This is a genomic window from Ureibacillus chungkukjangi (assembly GCF_003217295.1).
Classification (GTDB): Bacteria; Bacillota; Bacilli; order Bacillales_A; family Planococcaceae; genus Ureibacillus; species Ureibacillus chungkukjangi.
In genome coordinates, this window is the sequence record NZ_QJTJ01000020.1 from 32,752 (window position 1) to 52,761 (window position 20,010).

General features: G+C 40.1%; 15 protein-coding genes. 14 read left to right on the plus strand and 1 reads right to left on the minus strand.

From position 1 onward, the window contains the following. Nucleotides 1–2: 2 nt before the first annotated feature. The 6 genes from BJ095_RS13405 (at nt 3) to dapA (ending at nt 5,238) form a co-directional block, all read left to right on the plus strand. Entirely contained in the window at nt 3–1,229 is a 1,227-nt protein-coding gene (locus BJ095_RS13405) for a M16 family metallopeptidase (protein WP_107932812.1), read from the plus strand. 341 nt (nt 1,230–1,570) lie between these two features. Then, nucleotides 1,571–1,837: a YlmC/YmxH family sporulation protein gene (locus BJ095_RS13410; RefSeq protein ID WP_107932814.1), complete on the plus strand. Its 267-nt coding sequence runs from the start codon at nt 1,571–1,573 to the stop codon at nt 1,835–1,837. Beyond that, complete coding sequence (locus BJ095_RS13415; RefSeq protein ID WP_107932816.1) at nt 1,838–2,620, plus strand: dipicolinate synthase subunit A; 783 nt, start codon at nt 1,838–1,840, stop codon at nt 2,618–2,620. Continuing rightward, nucleotides 2,614–3,198 carry a dipicolinate synthase subunit B gene (locus BJ095_RS13420; protein WP_107932818.1) on the plus strand — a complete coding sequence of 195 codons (585 nt, stop codon included), beginning with the start codon at nt 2,614–2,616 and terminating at the stop codon, nt 3,196–3,198. The genes BJ095_RS13415 and BJ095_RS13420 overlap by 7 nt, the downstream gene beginning before the upstream one ends. An 86-nt stretch (nt 3,199–3,284) precedes the next feature. Beyond that, the gene (locus BJ095_RS13425) at nt 3,285–4,322 is read left to right on the plus strand and encodes an aspartate-semialdehyde dehydrogenase (RefSeq protein ID WP_107932820.1); all 1,038 of its coding nucleotides are present in this window, start codon (nt 3,285–3,287) and stop codon (nt 4,320–4,322) included. 13 nt (nt 4,323–4,335) lie between these two features. Continuing rightward, nucleotides 4,336–5,238 carry a 4-hydroxy-tetrahydrodipicolinate synthase gene (dapA, locus tag BJ095_RS13430; protein ID WP_107932822.1) on the plus strand — a complete coding sequence of 301 codons (903 nt, stop codon included), beginning with the start codon at nt 4,336–4,338 and terminating at the stop codon, nt 5,236–5,238. Between the two features lie 131 nt (nt 5,239–5,369). On the opposite strand, the gene BJ095_RS13435 is transcribed toward dapA, so the two are convergent. Continuing rightward, a complete protein-coding gene (locus tag BJ095_RS13435) occupies nt 5,370–6,284 on the minus strand; it encodes a nuclease-related domain-containing protein (protein WP_235867667.1) in 915 nt (304 codons plus the stop codon). A 1,546-nt stretch (nt 6,285–7,830) separates the two neighbouring features. On the opposite strand from BJ095_RS13435, the gene BJ095_RS13445 reads away from it, so the two are divergent. From BJ095_RS13445 to yfmF, 8 genes are all read left to right on the plus strand, one after another. Further along, nucleotides 7,831–9,498, plus strand: a complete 1,668-nt coding sequence (locus BJ095_RS13445) for a ribonuclease J (protein ID WP_107932826.1) — start codon at nt 7,831–7,833, stop codon at nt 9,496–9,498. 151 nt (nt 9,499–9,649) lie between these two features. Beyond that, nucleotides 9,650–12,001: an FtsK/SpoIIIE family DNA translocase gene (locus BJ095_RS13450; RefSeq protein WP_107932828.1), complete on the plus strand. Its 2,352-nt coding sequence runs from the start codon at nt 9,650–9,652 to the stop codon at nt 11,999–12,001. A gap of 168 nt (nt 12,002–12,169) precedes the next feature. Beyond that, entirely contained in the window at nt 12,170–12,898 is a 729-nt protein-coding gene (locus BJ095_RS13455; RefSeq protein ID WP_107932829.1) for a GntR family transcriptional regulator, read from the plus strand. Nucleotides 12,899–12,953: 55 nt separating this feature from the next. Beyond that, nucleotides 12,954–14,039: a BMP family lipoprotein gene (locus tag BJ095_RS13460; RefSeq protein ID WP_107932831.1), complete on the plus strand. Its 1,086-nt coding sequence runs from the start codon at nt 12,954–12,956 to the stop codon at nt 14,037–14,039. Between the two features lie 423 nt (nt 14,040–14,462). Beyond that, a complete protein-coding gene (locus BJ095_RS13465) occupies nt 14,463–16,007 on the plus strand; it encodes an ABC transporter ATP-binding protein (protein WP_107932833.1) in 1,545 nt (514 codons plus the stop codon). Then, a complete protein-coding gene (locus BJ095_RS13470; RefSeq protein ID WP_107932835.1) occupies nt 16,000–17,049 on the plus strand; it encodes an ABC transporter permease in 1,050 nt (349 codons plus the stop codon). The genes BJ095_RS13465 and BJ095_RS13470 overlap by 8 nt, the downstream gene beginning before the upstream one ends. Nucleotide 17,050: 1 nt before the next feature. Then, nucleotides 17,051–18,010: an ABC transporter permease gene (locus BJ095_RS13475; RefSeq protein ID WP_107932837.1), complete on the plus strand. Its 960-nt coding sequence runs from the start codon at nt 17,051–17,053 to the stop codon at nt 18,008–18,010. Between the two features lie 735 nt (nt 18,011–18,745). Beyond that, nucleotides 18,746–20,008 carry an EF-P 5-aminopentanol modification-associated protein YfmF gene (gene yfmF, locus BJ095_RS13480; RefSeq protein ID WP_107932839.1) on the plus strand — a complete coding sequence of 421 codons (1,263 nt, stop codon included), beginning with the start codon at nt 18,746–18,748 and terminating at the stop codon, nt 20,006–20,008. The last annotated feature ends 2 nt before the right edge of the window (nt 20,009–20,010 follow it).

A 20,010-nucleotide genomic window follows, 5' to 3' on the forward strand; every position in this document is an offset into this window, starting at 1 on the left:
ATTTGGTGACAGTTTATACATGTAAAAACGGTGTTCGAATTGTTTCGGAGGAGATTCCTCATGTGCGTTCCATCTCAGTAGGGATCTGGGTAGGAGCAGGCTCACGATTTGAATCACCAGAAGAAAACGGTATTACACATTTTATTGAACATATGTTGTTTAAAGGGACAAAAACGAGAACGGCTAGACAAATCGCAGAAGAGTTTGACCGAATCGGTGGGGAAATAAACGCCTTCACCTCAAAGGAAAACACATGCTATTATGCCAAGGTTTTAGATCATCACGGTGAAATGGCCGTTTCAATTCTAGCAGATATGTTTTTCAATTCTACTTTCGATGAAAACGAACTAGATAAAGAACGACAAGTTGTACTTGAAGAGATACTTATGAGTGAAGATGCACCAGACGATGATGTACATGAGCAATTATGGGGTGTCATGTATCCAACTGATGCATTAGGTCTCCCGATATTGGGGACGAATAAAACACTTTCAACCTTCTCATCTGACACAATTCGACAATATATAGATAAACATTATTGCCCAGAAAATATTGTGGTGTCGATTGCCGGGAACGTAACAAAGGATTTGCTTTTACATATTGAAGAGCTTTTCGGTAGCTTTGAACGTTCACCAAATGCAGTTGAAACAACTCTAACAAATCCTGTATTCCACTCAGGTAAGTTCGTGAAGGAACGTGATGTAGAGCAATCTCATCTTGCAATCTCCTTCCCTGCTATCAGTGTGATGGATCCTAAGCTAAATGACTTCATCGCATTAAATAACATTGTTGGAGGAAATATGTCGTCCCGACTATTCCAGGAGGTTAGGGAAGAGCGGGGATTAGCCTATACAATTTACTCTTACCAATCCTGTTATGCCGATGTTGGTGCGTTTACAATTTATGGAAGTACAAATAATCAACAGCTTTCCGTGATGCAGGATACCATTAACGAGACATTGGGAAAGGTTCGTACACACGGGATTACGGATATTGAGCTAGTGAACGCGAAAGAGCAGCTTAAGGGGAGCTTTGTTCTGGGCATGGAGGGGACGAATTCTAGAATGAGCCGAAATGGTCGAAACGAGCTGATTCACGGCCGTCATAAATCGATTGACGAAGTAATCTCAGAGATTGACGAGGTTTCGATGGATAAAGTGAATGACCTCATTAACTCAATTTTAAATGCAGACCCTGCCATTGCAATTATCGGGCAAGGGGTAAAATAAAATGATGAAAACGGTTGTCTTCTATTTTAGGAGGCAGCCGTTTTTTTGTCTGAAATTCATGTTTTCTCTCTATTATTATCGATAATTATGTTTTTCTAAGTGATTTAGTAATAATGAGTAGGTGACTTTCAGTAAATTAGTATATCTGAGAAATTTTTTGAAGTAATAAACGGGATTCCTATAACTACAGACTACTCCAAAAATGTATTTTATGGCCTAGCTAAAAAAGCTCTTGATATGTCGCCTTTAGATTCAGTCGTTAGTAGGGGATTCGTAAAAAAGGGGCACCAACAAATCTGGCATTGCATATAGTAACAATAAGCTCATGGAGGAGGGAAAACATGCTGCTATCGGAGCTTGCGGAGAAGGAATTGATCGAAATGGAGAATGGTGTGAGGTACGGCTATTTGTCTGAAACGGAATGTCTATTTGACCCAAAAACAGGGAAGATTTTTGGTTTTGAGTTACACGAACAAACCTCTAAGATGCCATTCCAGAAGAAAAAAGCTGCTGCACCGTTATTTATTCCTTGGGAAGAAATTCATCTCATTGGCGAAGATCGAATTTTATTCCACCGAACATCATCAAAAAGAAGGCAGTTTGACTAAATGACTGAAGAGAAATGGCTGGTTGTAGGTACAGATACGCGCATGAAGGTGTTAGCGAAGAATCTAAGCAATGATAACCGAACAGTTTATTATAAAAACCTGGCAGTGTGGGATGAGGAGCTTAACAAAACAGTTCTTGAGTTTCATCCTGATTTTGTCGTGTTGCCCATTCATCCACTACCGATTGAAGTACCTGTGGTGGTTGGACTTTCGAAAACGGTGGTTTTCACTGGAAAGCTGAATGATGAATGGCATGAGATCTTAAAAGAAAACGAAATTCACTATTATTTAGAAGATGAAGGATTTATATGGCACAATGCAGTCTTAACAGCAGAAGCCTTTGTATCTAGCTTTTATAATACAAAAAGAGCAATTATGGGGAAAAAGTTCATTATTACCGGATTTGGTCGGGTGTCGAAAATGGTTGCACATATTTTAAGAAGCATCGGGGCAGACGTTTGCATTGCGGTGCGTTCTGATGTGCAGCTAAACGAAGCCAGGGCATTTCGTTATGAAGCTGCGGATATCAATGAAGTAGGAGAAATCGAAGGTGATTTCTTTATTAACACTATTCCTGCAAAATGGCTGGATGAACAATTTAATAAGAAAATTACAATACCAATTTATGATTTAGCCTCCTATCCAGGGTGTTTACAAGATGGTATTAGTAGAAAGCAATATGAGCTGTTGCCTGCATTGCCAGGAAAGTTTTTCCCTGAAGATGCTGGAAATGTACTATATGAATCAATTGTTGAACAATTAAGGAGGAGACACACTTGCTAGAAGGTAAACGCATAGGGCTAGGTATTACAGCATCCCACTGTACGTATGAAGATGTGATTCCGAAGATTGAGAACTTCACAAAAGTGGGAGCAACGGTAGTTCCTATTATCACACATTCCGTGTTAACAGCTGCAACGCGATTTGGTACGGGGGAAGAATGGATTAAAAAGATTGAGGCATTAACTGGAGAAAAAGTTGTTTCTTCCATTATGGAGGCTGAACCATTCGGACCGAGTAACCCATTAGATTGTATGGTAATTGCCCCGATGACGGGTAATTCGATCAGTAAATTTGCAAATGCATCAACTGATAGCCCCGTTTTAATGGCGGCTAAGGCTACACTTCGTAATGGTTCACCGGTTGTACTGGGTATTTCAACTAATGATGCTCTTGGTTTAAACGGTGTTAACATTATGAAGCTCATGAACTCAAAAAATATTTACTTTATTCCATTTGGTCAGGATGATCCACAAGGAAAGCCGAATTCACTAATTTCTGACTTTACGAAAATGGTAGAAACGGTTGACCATGCCATTAACCATAAAAAACAGCTACAGCCTCTATTAATCCAATATTGAAATAACTAAAAATTCTAACACAACTAGTCCTTTTTATGATACAATTTTCAACATTATGTTATTTGTATTTTGAGGAGAGATGAGTTATGGCAAAAGAATTGACAGTTGCAATTGTAGGTGCAACAGGAGCAGTAGGAACACAAATGAAAGAACAACTATTGAAACGTAATTTTCCAATTAAACATATAAAATTTTTAGCATCTGCTCGTTCTGCTGGAACAGAAGTCGAATTTGGCGGTAAAACGTATACAATCGAAGAAGCGACACCAGAAGCCTTTGAAGGCGTAGACGTAGCGCTATTTTCAGCAGGTGGTTCAGTTTCAGCGAAGTTAGCACCAGAAGCTGCAAAACGTGGGGCAGTGGTGATCGACAACACAAGTCACTTCCGCATGGATCCAAACGTACCTTTAGTGGTACCTGAAGTAAATCGTGAAGATTTGGCAAAGCATAACGGAATTATTGCCAATCCAAACTGTTCGACAATTCAAATGGTTGTAGCATTAGAACCAATTCGCGAGCAATTTGGCTTGAAAAATGTAATTGTTTCGACTTACCAAGCCGTGTCAGGTTCAGGAGTATCGGCAATTGAAGAGCTACGCGAGCAAAGTGCCGAGTGGGAAGCTGGTAAGAATGTTGAGGCAAAAATTCTTCCGGTAAAATCAGACAAAAAGCATTATCCAATCGCACGTAATGTCATTCCGCAAATCGATGTATTTACGGACAATGGCTTTACATACGAAGAAATGAAAATGATAAATGAAACAAAAAAAATTATGCACATGCCTGATCTACCAGTAGCAGCTACTTGTGTGCGAGTTCCGGTTGTTTCAGGACATTCAGAATCTGTTTATATTGAAGTAGAAAAAGAAGCCAGTGTGCAAGAAATCTTTGATGTGTTAAGAAATGCTCCAGGCATTGTTCTACAAGATGATATTTCAACACAAGACTACCCAATGCCTTTATTTGTTGAAGGGGAAGATCCAGTTTATGTTGGCCGTATCCGCCAAGACCTATCCAACAAAAAAGGATTCCATTTATGGATCGTATCAGACAACTTACTAAAAGGCGCCGCTTTAAACTCAATTCAAATTGCCGAAAGCATGTTAGAGGATAATCTACTCTAAGGGGTGTTTATTAGTGGATTTAGGTCGAGTTGCTACTGCCATGATTACCCCATTTGACGAAAATGGAGCTATAAATTATGAAGTAGCAGAGCGAGTAATTGAGCACTTAATATCTAATGGTACAGATTCAATCGTGGTATGTGGGACGACAGGCGAAACCCCAACATTGTCAATACCGGAAAAGAGAGCCTTTATCGACTTTACCATCAAAAAGGTCAATAAACGCATTCCGGTCATTGCCGGTGTTGGCTACAACGACACTGCGTACACAATCGAGGCAACAAAAGTAGTAGAAGCATTCGGTGCTGACGGCATTATGGTCGTCGCACCCTTCTATAACAAGCCGAACCAAAGAGGCATTTACGCACATTTCGAGGCCGTTTCCAAAGTAACGGATCTGCCAATTGTCGTGTACAATGTCCCGGGACGCACTGGTGTCAATATCTCTTCTGACACAACCATTGCATTAAGCAAAATTCCAAACATCCGCATTGTCAAAGAAGCAAGCGGTAGTTTGGAGCAAATGACTGAAATCCTAAGAGGTGTTTCTGATGACACCTACGTGTACAGTGGGGATGATGCCCTAACACTGCCGCTTGTATCCATCGGGGGCAGAGGCATCATTTCCGTTGCCTCACACGTAATCGGAAACGAAATGCAGGAAATGATCCGCGCCTATGAAGAAGGCCGTCACCAAATCGCGCAAGAATACCACCAAGCCATGCTACCACTAGCCAAACAACTATTCGTAGACCCAAACCCAGTCCCAGTCAAATACGCACTAAGCAAACTAGGCTTCCAAGTACAGCACGTCCGCCTGCCATTAGTAGGCATGCTAGACGAAGACAAATTAAAGTATGATCAGATATGGGAAGAATTCCAAGAGCGCGTGAGTGAAATAAAGAGTCATTCGTAAAGGTAGGCTGTCCAGAGAAAAAGAGAGCAAACACTGCTTTATGTGGTGTTTGTTTTTTTGTGGTTACGAAAAATAAAGGGAAAGGGAATTCATTCCTTAAATAGTTTAGGATGAATGAAAACACTCTAAAGTTATTGATAGTAGCTCCACTGATGTTTTCCTGAGTGTTGAAAGTGCTTTTTTAAACTTCTTTGAATACGCTGTTTTGAAGGAGTAATATTGCACCATTCAATCATTTTATTGGTAGTAACTTTTTCATTGGGAAATAAAATTTTATATTCATTAACAGTCCTTGCTACTGCAGTATCAAACAGTTCAATTACTCCACATGTCATACATCTACATTTTCTACCGATAATTTGCATATCAAAAGACTGGCAATTTGAACAGGCTATTCCTTTTTTAACTTCTTGGTAGTTATAAGTGGGCAGTTGCTGATAAGGATTTTCCTGCAGATGCAGTGATAATAAAGCTTCAGCTAGCTCAGTTTGTTGAGGTGTTAATTTTGCAGTGTCTGTATTTAGCTTTTTAAAGAAACGATTCAATTGACCGGGAAAAATAAAAGGCTTCTCCATAGGCGCCTGATACATAGTAAATTCGGGGTTTATAAAGATAACATAAGCTTGGATAGGTATGTTGGTATTGAGTTTAATCAACATTTGACGAAGCAAGGTTTCGGATCGGCATAATTGTATGAGGGGGTTAGTGATTTCTTTACGAGTATTATGTAATCGATCATTTGATTTGTAAAAGTGATCCCCGCTGAAGTTTTTGATTTCAAGTAAATAGATTTGGTTTTTCATGATTATTAAGGAGTCAATTTGAAAATTCTGGTTGTTCGTTTTGAAAACTAAATCATTTAAAACAAGACAATCTGACGTGAGATTTTTAGTTAAAGCATCAAACATTAACTCACCTTCATAGCCTTTTCTTAAATTATAGTAGAGTTGTTGATCAGTTTTCGACAACTCCATACGCCGATTTAAAAAACTTAAAATAATTAATTCAATGGACTCAGTTCTATGCTTGAATAACAGATTTCTCATCCTCTCTAATATTTATTAACCATATTCTAATGGAAAAAATTATAAATTACTATCGAAGTTCCGAAAATAATTATTTCACTAAATTTGAATGCGAAAAATAAAAAACGAGCAATTTGCCGCGAATGAAACGTGTTAAGCGAGAGTGAGGAGGGGGGGATGCGTTTCATGGATGGGATGAAACGTGTTAAGTGTGCGTGAAAAGGGAGGAATGCGTTTCATGAGTGGAATGAGACGTGTTAAGCGTGCGTGAAAAGGTAGGTATGGATTTCATGAGTGGAATGAGACGTGTTAAGCGTGCGTGAAAAGGTAGGAATGCGTTTCATAAGCGGAATGAAACGTGTTAAGTGTGCGTGAAAAGGTAGGAATGCGTTTCATGAGTGGAATGAGACGTGTTAAGCGTGCGTGAAAAGGTAGGTATGGATTTCATGAGTGGAATGAGACGTGTTAAGCGTGCGTGAAAAGGTAGGAATGCGTTTCATAAGCGGAATGAAACGTGTTAAGTGTGCGTGAAAAGGTAGGAATGCGTTTCATGAGTGGAATGAAACGTGTTAAGTGTGCGTGAAAAGGGGGGGATGCGTTTCATGGATGGGATGAAACGTGTTAAGTGTGCGTGAAAAGGTAGGAATGCGTTTCATGAGTGGAATGAAACGTGTTAAGCGCGCGTGAAAAGGGCGGAATGAGTTTCATAAGCGGAATGAAACGTGTTAAGCATGTGTGAAAAGGTCTGAATGCGTTTCATGAGTGGGATGAAACGTGTTATGCGAGCGTGAAAAGGGCGGAATGAGTTTCATAAGCGGGATGAAACGTGTTATGCGAGCGTGAAAAGGGCGGAATGAGTTTCATAAGCGGAATGAAACGTGTTAAGCGCGCGTGAAAAGGGCGGAATGAGTTTCATGATGTAGATGAAACGCGAAGTGCAAAGCAAAGAAGAGACAAACGCGTTTCAAAAAGGATCTGAAACGCGAAGTGAAAGAAAAATAAGAGACAAACGCGTTTCATGATGTGGATGAAACGCGTAGTGCAAAGCAAAGAAGAGAGAAACGCGTTTCAAAAAGGATCTGAAACGCGAAGTGAAAGAAAAATAAGAGAGAAACGCGTTTCAAAAAGGATCTGAAACGCGAAGTGAAAGAAAAATAAGAGAGAAACGCGTTTCAAAAAGGAGCTGAAACGCGAAGTGAAAGAAAAATAAGAGACAAACGCGTTTCAAAAAGGATCTGAAACGCGAAGTGAAAGAAAAATAAGAGAGAAACGCGTTTCAAAAAGGATCTGAAACGCAAAGTGAAAGCAAAAGAAGAAACAAACCCGTTTCATCAACAATATAAGCTCTCCCTCCAGCCCAGCTGCTTCGGATCCACAACACCCAACCACCTCCACCCGCCCCAATAGCATCACATAACCCACTCGCCCCACCCCTCACAACCCTACCATTTCCAACCCCCAATCCCATACTCTGTAAAAAATTCGCTTTTTTATTTGTGCTTCACACATTGAAAACGTATAATGAGTTATAAGTGGTTGCGTTCGGGATATTATAGGAGGAAATCAAGTGACTAAGACTAAAAATGAAGTAATCCGAGTAATCCCTCTTGGCGGAGTTGGAGAAATCGGGAAATCGATGTATGTAATCGAAATCGATGACGAGCTTTTCATTGTGGACAGTGGATTAATGTTCCCAGAGGATGAAATGCTTGGGATAGATATCGTGATTCCGGATATTACATACCTAGAAGAAAACAAAGAGCGTGTGAAGGGGATTTTCCTTACACACGGACATGAAGATGCGATTGGTTCAATTGCATACGTGCTGCAAAAGATTAAAGCGCCGGTTTATGGCTCAAAGCTGACGGTTGCTTTAGCGAAAGAGCACTTGAAGGATTTACCAGTTCCACAACCTGTGAAGTTCTTTGAAGTAACAAATAAAAGTCGTATGAATTTTAATACGACATACGTAACGTTTTTCCATACGACACACAGCATTCCGGATTCGTTGGGGATTGTGTTCCATACTTCGGAGGGGGCAATCGTTCATACGGGTGAATTTAAATTTGATCAGTCAGCGACAGGCAAATTTAAACCGGATATTGCGAAGATGGCTCAGCTTGGGGAAGAAGGCGTATTTATGCTGCTTTCCGAGTCTACAGAAGCAGAACGACCTGGCCATACGACTAGTGAAGTTGTGATTGAAGAGAAGCTTGCGAAGTATTTCCATGCGGCACCAGCACGTATTATTGTTGCAGTGTATGCATCGAACTTTATTCGCATTCAGCAGGTTTTCAATCATGCACAGGAATCGGGAAGAAAAGTGGCGGTTGTTGGGAAAAGCCTGGAAAAAGTAATCGATATCGGTTTAAATTTAGGCTATCTAACAGTGGCTGATGATACGTTGATTCCAGTGAATACAATTCAAAAGCATGCGGACGAGGAATTGATTATCCTAGTAACAAGTAATCAAGGTGAACCACTAGAGGCGATTGACAAAATCGTTCGTAAACAGCACCGTGATATCCGCATTAAAGATACGGATACTGTGTTGATTACATTTACGCCATCACCTGGTATGGAAGTTCAAATGGGTAATGCGATGAACAACCTTGCAAAAGCAGGGGCGAACGTCTTAACAGCTGATAAAAAGGTACATGTTTCAGGTCATGGTAGTCAAGAAGATCTGAAGATGATGCTAAATCTGATGAAACCAAAATACTTTATCCCAATTCAAGGGGAGTACAGAATGTTAATTGCCCATTCTAAGCTTGCCCAGCAGGTTGGAATGAAAAAATCACAAGTCTTTATCGCCGACAAAGGGGATATCGTTGAGTACAAAAATGGTAAAATGCGAATGAGTGGCCGTGTACAAGCGGGCAATGTCTTGATTGACGGAATCGGTGTAGGTGACGTAGGAAATATCGTATTAAGAGATCGTAAATTACTATCTCAGGATGGGATTTTCATCGTTGTTGTTACATTGAATCGTGGACAAAAAAGAATTGCGTCTGGCCCTGAAATTTTATCGCGCGGATTTGTTTATGTGCGTGAGTCAGAGGAGTTAATCCTTGAAGCAACTGAACTTGCACGAACTGTTATTGAAAAGTATGTAAATAAAGATACATTTGAATGGACAAACATTAAACAAGAAATCCGTGATACACTAAATGCTTATTTATTCCAAAAAACAAAGCGCCGCCCAATGATTATCCCAATAATTATGGAATACTAAGCCCTAGGTAAAGGTGCGTTGTAGACAATAAAATAAGTTTTTCCTTACCAAAAGTGAGGAGCTGTCACAACAAAAAGGATTTTCTTAACCGTCACAGGTCGAGGAAATCCTTTTTGTCTTCAAGAAGAGTTTATGTAAAGAGGTGAGAAAAATGGCAGAGAAAAAAACAAAAGCCAAAAAAGGACTACATCCATTAGCATATGAAATTATTGGGTTATTATTAATCGGTTTTGCCATTATCGTCTTTTTTGAATATGGTGTAGTCGGGCGAACAATCCAAACGGTTTCGATGTTTTTATTTGGCAACTTGCATGTGATGGTGCCATTCTTTTCGGTGCTGATTGCCGTCCTATTAATGATAAACCGAGAAGGCGTCGGATTTACGGACCGAATTGTCCAAGGGGCGCTCTTGATCGTTTGTAGTTTATCGATTTTTAGCCATAGTGTTTTATTTGAAGAATTATTTAATAGTGATCGACTATTATCGGACTCTGTAATTCGTGAAACCTGGAGAATACTTGTCGATATGGAAGGCGTTGAAAACCGTAGCAGTGCTATTGGGGGCGGTATGGTTGGAGCGTTACTATTCAGTATGTTCCATATTTTATTTGATTCTGCCGGTGCGAAAATTGCTGCGTGGTTCCTATTCTTTATCGGACTGATTTTAATTACTGGAAAAGCATTAGTGCCGATATTGGTTGAAAATGCGCCAAAATGGAAAAAGAAGTTCCCGCGCAGAAAACGTAGAGCAAAGCCGGTAGTTAAGGATGAGAAAAAACCGAAACGCTCTCGCACAAAGGACGAACCAATCTCAGATGAAATTGCTGCAACATCCGAAGCTCCTGCTCGCGGTAAAAAGAAACGAAAACCAAAGCCTGAGCCGATTGTGGAGGAATTAATAGAGGAGGATGAAGATGATTATGATGAAGAACCGATCATCTCAGCCTTTACACAGCATATTCAACACAATCCACAGCCAGCTCCAGCAGCTCAAATTAGTATAAAAGAAGAGCCGGTAGCTGATGATAAAACGAATATCGATGAGGTAATCCAAAAGGCCGTTGAAACAAATGTAGAAAATGTGGATTATCGTCTACCTTCCATGGACTTGTTATTATTGCCGCCTTCCTATGATCAAAGTGGGGAGTATTCAGTGATTCAAGCGAACGCGAAAAAGCTGGAGCAAACCTTCCTAAGCTTTGGAGTAAAAGCTAAGGTTACGCAGGTTCACCTTGGTCCAGCTGTAACGAAGTATGAGGTTATGCCGGATGTCGGTGTGAAGGTTAGTAAAATTGTGAGCTTGCAGGATGACCTGGCATTGGCACTTGCGGCAAAGGATATTCGTATGGAGGCACCGATTCCTGGGAAATCTGCCATTGGGATTGAAGTGCCAAATAGTGAAATTGCAATGGTTACATTGCGCGAGGTGCTTGAAGCTAAAGAGAATAACAAGCCGGATTCTAAGCTGTTGATTGGATTTGGACGAGATATTACAGGACAAGCAATTCTTGCAGAGTTAAACAAGATGCCTCACTTACTTGTAGCCGGCTCGACTGGTAGTGGTAAGTCGGTGTGTATTAACGGAATTATTATTTCAATATTAATGCGCGCTGCTCCACATGAAGTAAAAATGATGCTAATCGACCCGAAAATGGTTGAGCTAAATGTCTATAATGGGATACCGCATTTGCTTGCACCGGTTGTAACCGATGCACGAAAAGCATCGCAGGCCTTACAGAAAGTAGTTTCTGAAATGGAGAGACGTTACGATTTATTCTCCCATACTGGAACAAGAAATATTAAAGGCTATAACGATCATATTGACAAACACAATCTAGAAACAGAAGAAAAGCAGCCGAAGCTTCCATATATTGTCGTAATAATCGACGAGTTAGCTGACTTAATGATGGTAGCATCCCATGATGTAGAGGATTCAATCACTCGTTTGGCACAGATGGCACGTGCAGCTGGAATTCACTTAATTATCGCAACGCAGCGCCCTTCAGTTGATGTAATAACAGGCGTTATTAAAGCAAATATCCCGTCTAGAATAGCTTTTGCCGTATCATCTGCTATTGATTCGCGCACAATACTAGATATGGGTGGTGCTGAACGTTTACTCGGAAGAGGGGATATGCTTTTCCTTCCTGCTGGCTCATCAAAACCAGTACGTGTTCAAGGGTCATTTTTATCAGATGAAGAGGTTGAAGAGGTAGTAGACTTTGTTATAGAACAACAAAAAGCACAGTATGACGAAACAATGATTCCGTCGGACGAACCGGAAAAATCCTTTGAGGAAGAAACGGATGATTTGTACGATGATGCTGTTCAGCTTGTTGTCGAAATGCAAACTGCTTCGGTCTCAATGCTCCAAAGACGCTTTAGAATAGGCTATTCTAGAGCCGCTCGCATCGTAGATCAGATGGAAGTTAGGGGAGTAGTCGGTCCTCCGGATGGAAGTCGTCCGAGACAGGTTTTACTAGATAAAGCGAATGTAGAATAATGGTAGATTTGTAAATAACATGGTGCCGTTATAAAAAATATTCCTATTACACAACAGATTTTTTTTTTTACTATTTTCATTATTCAAGAAAAATGGTATATTATGAATCGATTAGTAGGAATGTTCAACATCAGATGTCTGATCTTGCGTAGTATGGTGGTGATGAAATTGTCAATAAAAACAGATCATCGTCATTTATATCTCCAAGTTATTGATCGATTAAAGGCGGATATTGAAAACGGTATCTATCGTGAAAACGAAAAATTACCTTCAGAATTCGAGCTATCGAAAAAGCTTGGAATAAGTCGAGCAACTCTTCGTGAGGCACTTCGGCTATTGGAGGAAGAAAACATCATCGTTAGACGTCATGGGGTCGGGACATTTGTAAATCCAAAGCCTGTCTTTACATCAGGCATTGAGCAATTATCAAGTATCTCGTCCATGATTGAAAATGCTGGCATGACTCCGGGAACCATCTTTATTGATGCAACCGAAAACGAGCCAACAGAGGATGATATAGAGCGCTTCCAATGTGACAAGGATGACCAAGTATTAACAATTGAACGTGTTAGAACTGCTGATGAGGAGCCGGTTGTTTATTGTCTAGACAAAGTACTAGCGAAACATCTTCCAGCTGATTATGTTCAAAACAGAAAAGTATCCATTTTCTCGTCGCTTGAACAAGCTGGTGATATCCATGTTGCTTATGCAGTCACTTACATAGATCCAGTAGGCTATCATGAACAAGTATCACCAATCTTAAATTGCGGTCGAGAAACAGCATTGCTCGTATTAAAGCAACTTCATTACGATGATAATGATCGAGTTGTTCTTTATTCTAAGAACTACTTTAGAGCTGATAAATTCAGCTTCCATGTAATTCGAAAACGGGTGTAGAACATTTCTTCAAGTAAGATTCCTGCTAATTACTAATCTTTGGGGGGTAACACAAATGAAAAAACGTAAATTTGGTTTAGCTCTTGCTTCAATCTTTGCGGCTGGATCAATCCTTGCTGCATGTGGCGGAGGCGAAGAAAAAGAAGAAACAACTACAGGTTCTGGTAATGGTTCAACTGAAGAAACATCTGATTTCTCAGTAGCTATGGTAACTGACACAGGTGGTGTGGATGACAAATCATTCAACCAATCAACTTGGGAAGGTATCGTAGAGTTTGGTGAAGCTAACGGTCTTGAAAAAGGCAACGGTGGTTACGATTACCTACAATCTGCAGCAGAATCTGATTATGTTACAAACTTAAATAGCTTAATCCGTCGTGATTTCGACTTAGTATTTGCAGTTGGTTTCGCATTACACAATGCAGTAGCAGAAGTTGCTGATCAACAAAAAGACGCTAAAATCGCTATTATCGATGAAGTAGTAGCTGACAAAGAAAACGTAGCTTCAATTATGTTCAAAGCTAACGAAGCTTCTTACCTTGCTGGTGTAGCAGCAGCCCTAGAAACTAAATCTAACAAAATCGGTTTCATCGGTGGTATGACTGGTGAAATTATTGGTGGATTCCAAGCTGGTTTCGAAGCTGGTGTAGCTTCAGTTAACCCTGATATCGTAGTAGACGTTGAGTATGCAGAAAGCTTCACTGATGCAGCTAAAGGTCAACAAATCGCAAAAAGAATGTATGACTCTGGCGTAGACATTATCTTCCACGCAGCTGGTGGAGTTGGTAACGGTTTATTCACAGAAGCAAAAGAACGTAAACAAAAAGATCCAAACGCTAACGTATGGGCAATCGGTGTAGACCGTGACCAATATGACGAAGGACAAGTTGATGCAGAAACAAACATCGTTTTAACTTCTGTATTAAAACGTGTTGACGTTGCAGCTCAAGAAGTCGCAAAATTAGCATTAGAAGGAAACTTCCCAGGTGGAGAAACTATCACTTACGGTTTAGCTGATGGTGGAGTTGACTTAGCTGATTCTCGTGGTGCAATCACTGAAGAAACAATTGCAAAAGTAGAAGAAGCTAAACAACAAATCATTGATGGTGAAGTAACAGTTCCTGAACAACCAGAAAAATAATCATCAAGATTAATCATGAAGGCTAGCATTGCTAGTCTTCATGTTTTGTAATCAGGTATTAGTTTAAATTTTCAGCCAAATCAAAATTACTATAAAAATCGGACTTGAAAATTATTCGAATATCATGTTTAATTACATAGATTTATCTGTTATCAATTTTCAGAATAAAGAAATTTGTGAAAGCGTTTTTTATGGAAAGCCTTGCCATTACTGAATTGATAGACGAAAGGTTTAAATTTAGCAAAATTTACATAGAATCACCATCTTAAATTAAAACCTTTCTTGTGTTAATTTATATACAACACTAGTAACCTACTTTCATACTGGTACCAATTTCATATCAGGATGAAATAAACCTCAGATATCGAGCAATTGCGAAATCTGTGTTCTTAAATAATAAAAGTATCCAAGGGAGTGAACACATTGGAATATGTAATTGAAATGCTTGGAATCCGTAAGCAATTTGGGGATTTTGTAGCCAATGATAACATCACCCTTCAACTAAAAAAAGGCGAGATTCATGCACTTCTTGGTGAAAATGGTGCAGGGAAATCTACGTTGATGAATGTACTCTTTGGGCTATACCAGCCTGAAGCAGGAACAATCCGTGTTCGAGGGAAGGAAGTAAAAATTACTGACCCGAACGTTGCCAATAATCTAGGTATCGGAATGGTCCATCAACACTTTATGCTAGTTGAAAATTTCACGGTGACAGAAAACATCATTCTTGGTAGCGAACCTACAAAAATGGGCTCAATCAATATCAAGGATGCTGCAAAGAAAGTACAAGCTCTTTCTGAACAGTACAACTTGAATGTTGACCCTTATGCGAAAATTGAAGATATTTCAGTTGGGATGCAGCAGCGTGTTGAAATTTTGAAAACGCTCTATCGTGGCGCAGATATGATTATCTTCGACGAACCAACGGCATCTCTAACACCACAAGAAATCACAGAGCTTATGCAAATTATGAAACGCCTGATTGAGGAAGGTAAGTCGATTATCCTAATCACACATAAGCTAAAAGAAATAATGGAAGTATCTGACCGAGTAACAGTTATCCGTAAAGGACAAGGAATTGGCACTGTTACAACTGCCGAGACGAATCCAACAGAACTTGCCGAGCTAATGGTAGGTCGTCAAGTTGTGTTTAAAACTGAAAAAATTGCTTCTAATCCAAAAGAAGTAGTTCTACAAATCGATTCGTTAACAGTTGCCGATAACCGAGGAATTGATAAGGTGAAAAACTTAAACCTTACAGTTCGTGCTGGTGAAATTGTGGGGATTGCAGGGATTGACGGAAATGGTCAATCTGAACTAATCGAGGCAATTACAGGTCTTCGAAAAGTGAAAAATGGTCATATCAAGCTAAATGGTCAAGAAATCACTGGCTTAAAACCAAGAAAAATTACGGAATCTGGTGTAGGACATATTCCTCAAGACCGTCATAAGCACGGACTTGTATTAGATTTCCCAATTGGTCACAATATCTCATTACAAACGTACTATAAAAAGCCAATTTCAAAAAATGGTGTCATTGACTACAAAAAAGTGAATGAATTTGCTCGTCAAATTATTGAACAATATGATGTGCGTTCAGGTGAAGGCGAAATGTCATTAGCCCGTTCACTATCAGGTGGTAACCAGCAAAAAGCGATTATCGGTCGTGAAGTTGAACGTAATCCAGATTTACTAATTGCTGCATTACCGACTCGCGGACTAGACGTTGGTGCGATTGAATTTATTCATAGACGCTTAATTGAACAGCGTGACAAAGGAAAAGCCGTTCTATTAATTTCCTTCGAATTAGATGAAGTAATGAACGTTTCCGATCAAATTGCCGTTATTTATGATGGATATATTATCGATACAGTAAGTCCTGAAGAGACAACTGAGCAGGATCTTGGTCTACTAATGGCAGGACAAACACTAGAAGAAAGTAATAAGGTAGGTGGCCGCAATGAGTAAGCGTGTAGTGAATATCCTCGTGCCACTTATCTCGATTCTATTAGGTTTAATCATTGGTGCTATCGTAATGGCAGTTAGTGGTTTTAACCCAATTAATGGATATGTGGCATTATGGAACGGTATCTTTATGGATACATATACAATGGGTGAAACAATTCGCCAAATTACACCGTATGTATTCTCAGGTTTAGCGGTAGCATTCGCCTTCCGTACTGGACTATTCAACATCGGTGTTGAAGGTCAGCTAATCATGGGTTGGCTGGCAGCTGCTTGGGTAGGGCAAGCTTTTGAACTACCTGCAGTTGTACACGTGCCATTAGCATTAATCGCTGCAGCTGCGGCAGGTGCTCTATGGGCCTTCATTCCTGGTTTACTAAAAGCGAAATTACAAGTTCACGAGGTTATCGTGACAATTATGATGAACTACACTGCATTACATGTAGCGAATGCATTAATCGGTGTAATTTCAGGTGGTCAGGAGCGTACAGATAGCATTCACGAATCTGCCTCGTTACGTTCACCGTTCTTAGAATCAATCACGGATTACTCACGTATGCACTGGGGCTTCGTTATCGCCCTAATCGCAGTAATGATTATGTGGTTCATTTTACAAAAAACAACGCTTGGCTATGAGCTAAAAGCTGTAGGATTCAACAAAAATGCATCTGAGTATGCTGGTATGAATGTTAACAAAAACATTATTTTAGCAATGCTTATCTCTGGGGCTTTCGCAGGTCTTGGTGGTGCGATGGAAGCACTAGGTACGTTTGAAAATATGTCAAAACTACATGCCGCAACAGGTATCGGATTTGACGGAATCGCGGTTGCCTTACTAGGTGCAAACCAACCATTTGGAGTACTTTTAGGAGCTATCCTATTCGGTGCACTAAAATATGGTGGACTAAATATGCCAAGTGAAGCTGGCGTTCCAACAGAAATCGTTTCGATTGTAATCGCGCTAATCATCTTCTTCGTAGCTTCAGGCTACATTATTCGCGTGGCGCTTGAGCGATTTGGTAAAAAGAGAAAGGAGGAAAAATAACATGAGCTTTTTAGATGTGCTATATTTTATTATTCCTTCTGCAATTTTCTATGCAGCGCCATTAATTTTAACAGCAATCGGTGGAGTATTTACTGAGAGATCAGGTGTTGTAAACATTGGTCTTGAGGGGATTATGATCGTCGGTGCTGCAAGTAGTATTATCTTTAACTTATCATTTGCTGACCAATTAGGAAATGCAACTCCATGGGTTGGGCTAATCGTCGCAATGGGCTTCGGTATTCTTTTATCACTAATCTTAGCTGTTGCTGCTGTTTCTTTACGTGCAGACCAAACTGTTTCTGGGGTAGCCCTTAATATGCTGGGTCTTGCTGTAGCAGTATTCACAGTAAAAATGATTTTCGATAAAGGTCAAACAGATTCAATTACAGAACGTTTCTCTCGCTTTGATATTCCTGTATTAGGCGATATCCCAATCCTTGGGAAAATGTTCTTTGTAGACGTATACGCAACATCTATCTTAGCAATCGTCGTAGCAATTGTTGCATGGTTTGTAATCTATAAAACACCATTCGGCTTACGTTTAAGAGCAGTTGGGGAACACCCAATGGCGGCCGACACAATGGGTGTAAACGTTACAAAAATGCGCTATGTAGCAGTTATGATCTCTGGTGCCCTTGGTGGTATCGGTGGTGCAATCTACGCACAAGCAATCTCTGGTAACTTCGGAGCATCAACAATCAGTGGTCAAGGCTTCATGGCCATCGCTGCAATGATCTTCGGTAAATGGCATCCACTAGGTGCACTAGGAGCGGCTTTATTCTTCGGCTTCGCACAGGCACTAAGTGTTGCCGGGGGTTCAATTCCGTATGTACAGGACGTACCAAAGATTTTCCTATTAATCTTACCTTACGTTCTAACAATCCTAGCACTAGCAGGCTTCATTGGAAAAGCCCACGCACCAAAAGCAAGTGGTGTCCCTTACGTAAAAGGCAAACGCTAATCTTGTCCGTTAAGTCGGACGGGCTACCAACCGTTTGACTTATATAGAAACGCCTCCCCTCGAGTTAGGTCGGTTGGAGGCGTTTTTTTGTTTTTGGGAGGAGCATGGGGAGCATGGAGCTTGATTCCCGACACTTTTGTAGATATTCCCGACACTTTTTTGAAGAAACCCGACAAAAATGCGAAAAATCCCGACACATTCTTCAAGAAACCCGACACTTCAAAATCACACGCGTTCAGTTAGTAAATTATTAATAAATTTGGGACAAATTTATTAAAACACTCCAGCTCTTTTTCATTAAACAAGCTGTAAAGATAGTTACTTAAGTAAATTGTTAAGTGCATAGAGAAGAAATGCGTTTACAGACAATCCTAACACCCTCACTAATTTATCCGCCAAATTTTGAGAGAAATCCGCCACTTTTACTGAAATACCCGCCAGTTAAGCAAATATATCCGCCAAACCAATCCCCCACGCAAAACTTAATCCACACAACAGCCCAATCTAAATAACTTTCATGCATTAATCCTACTGGGGAGGGTAAAATTAATTAGTGGATGATGAAGATATGAAAGAAATTGGATTATTTTTGCATAATAACCAATTCTACATGTATAGTAGTACTATCACTATTTTTCCGGTTCCACATGTGTTTTGGGGACCAAAAACATAAACCTAGATGAATAAACAGTCAGTGTGCGCAGGCGTTCATTGATGACGATCGGAGGAATTTTTTTGTTTTTATCGACACAGTTAGCAGAGGGTGTAAATCTGCATATTCGACAAACGACACAATTTAAAACTGTGAGTTTCTCAATAAAATTTAGAGCCCCATTGGATCAGCAATCTGCTGCAGAAAGAGCAGTTCTATCGAATGTTCTTCAGCACAGCAATGGGAAATTTAAGAAATCGGCCGAATTCCGAAGCTATTTAGATGATTTGTTCGGGACTGTGCTTTATTTTGATGCGTCAAAGCGTGGGAGCGAGCACACACTTCTACTTAATGTAGAAACGGTGAATGATCAATACCTTCAACAAAACAAAGTATTTAATGAAGTGCTCGATCTTATCAATACAGCGATTTTTGAGCCAAACCTAGAAAATGGTACTTTTGTGCCATCGATTGTTGAACGTGAAAAGGAAATGGTGACACAGCGTATCCAGTCCATTTTTGATGATAAAACACGCTATGCTCAGTATCGTTTGACACAAATTCTTCGCCCGAATCACCCGGCTTCGATTTCAGCGAGCGGGACGATTGATACAGTGAAGCAAATCACGCCTGAATCGTTAACAAAGACATATCAAGCGATGATAAATGAAGATAAGGTTGATATCTATGTTGTTGGGGATATCGATGTGGAAGCGGTGCAAAAGAAACTAACAGAAGCACTTCCATTCAAGGATCGTAAAGCTAAAGAAACTCAACAGGATACAAACGAGTCTAAAGCTGAAAAAGAGTATACAAAAGAACAGCAGGAGATGAAGCAAGGGAAGCTGCATATTGGCTTTAGTACACCAGTGCGCTTTGGTGATGAAGACTATGCAAAAATGCAAATCTTCAACGGTGTGTTCGGTGGCTATGCGCACTCGAAATTGTTCATGAATGTTCGTGAAAAAGAAAGCTTGGCCTACTATGCTTCAAGCTCTTATAATTCCCAATACGGCCTGGTTTATGTTGTTTCAGGGATTGAGCCTTCAAACGAAAAGAAGGCAACAGATGTCATTAAAGAGCAATTAGAAGCCATGAAAAATGGTGAAATCACGGATCTTGAGCTGACGCAAACAAAAGCGATGCTTGTGAATCAGCTGAAGGAAACGCTAGACCTTGCACGTGGGCAGATTGAGATTTATGACCAGTATAAGGATTTAGGCGAGACTTTCTCAGTGGATACTTGGAAGGAACGCTGGGATCAGGTGACAAAAGAAGATGTGCAAAAAATGGCTTCTCAAGTACAGCTAGAAGCAGTTTATTTCTTATGTGGGAAGGAGGCCTGAAT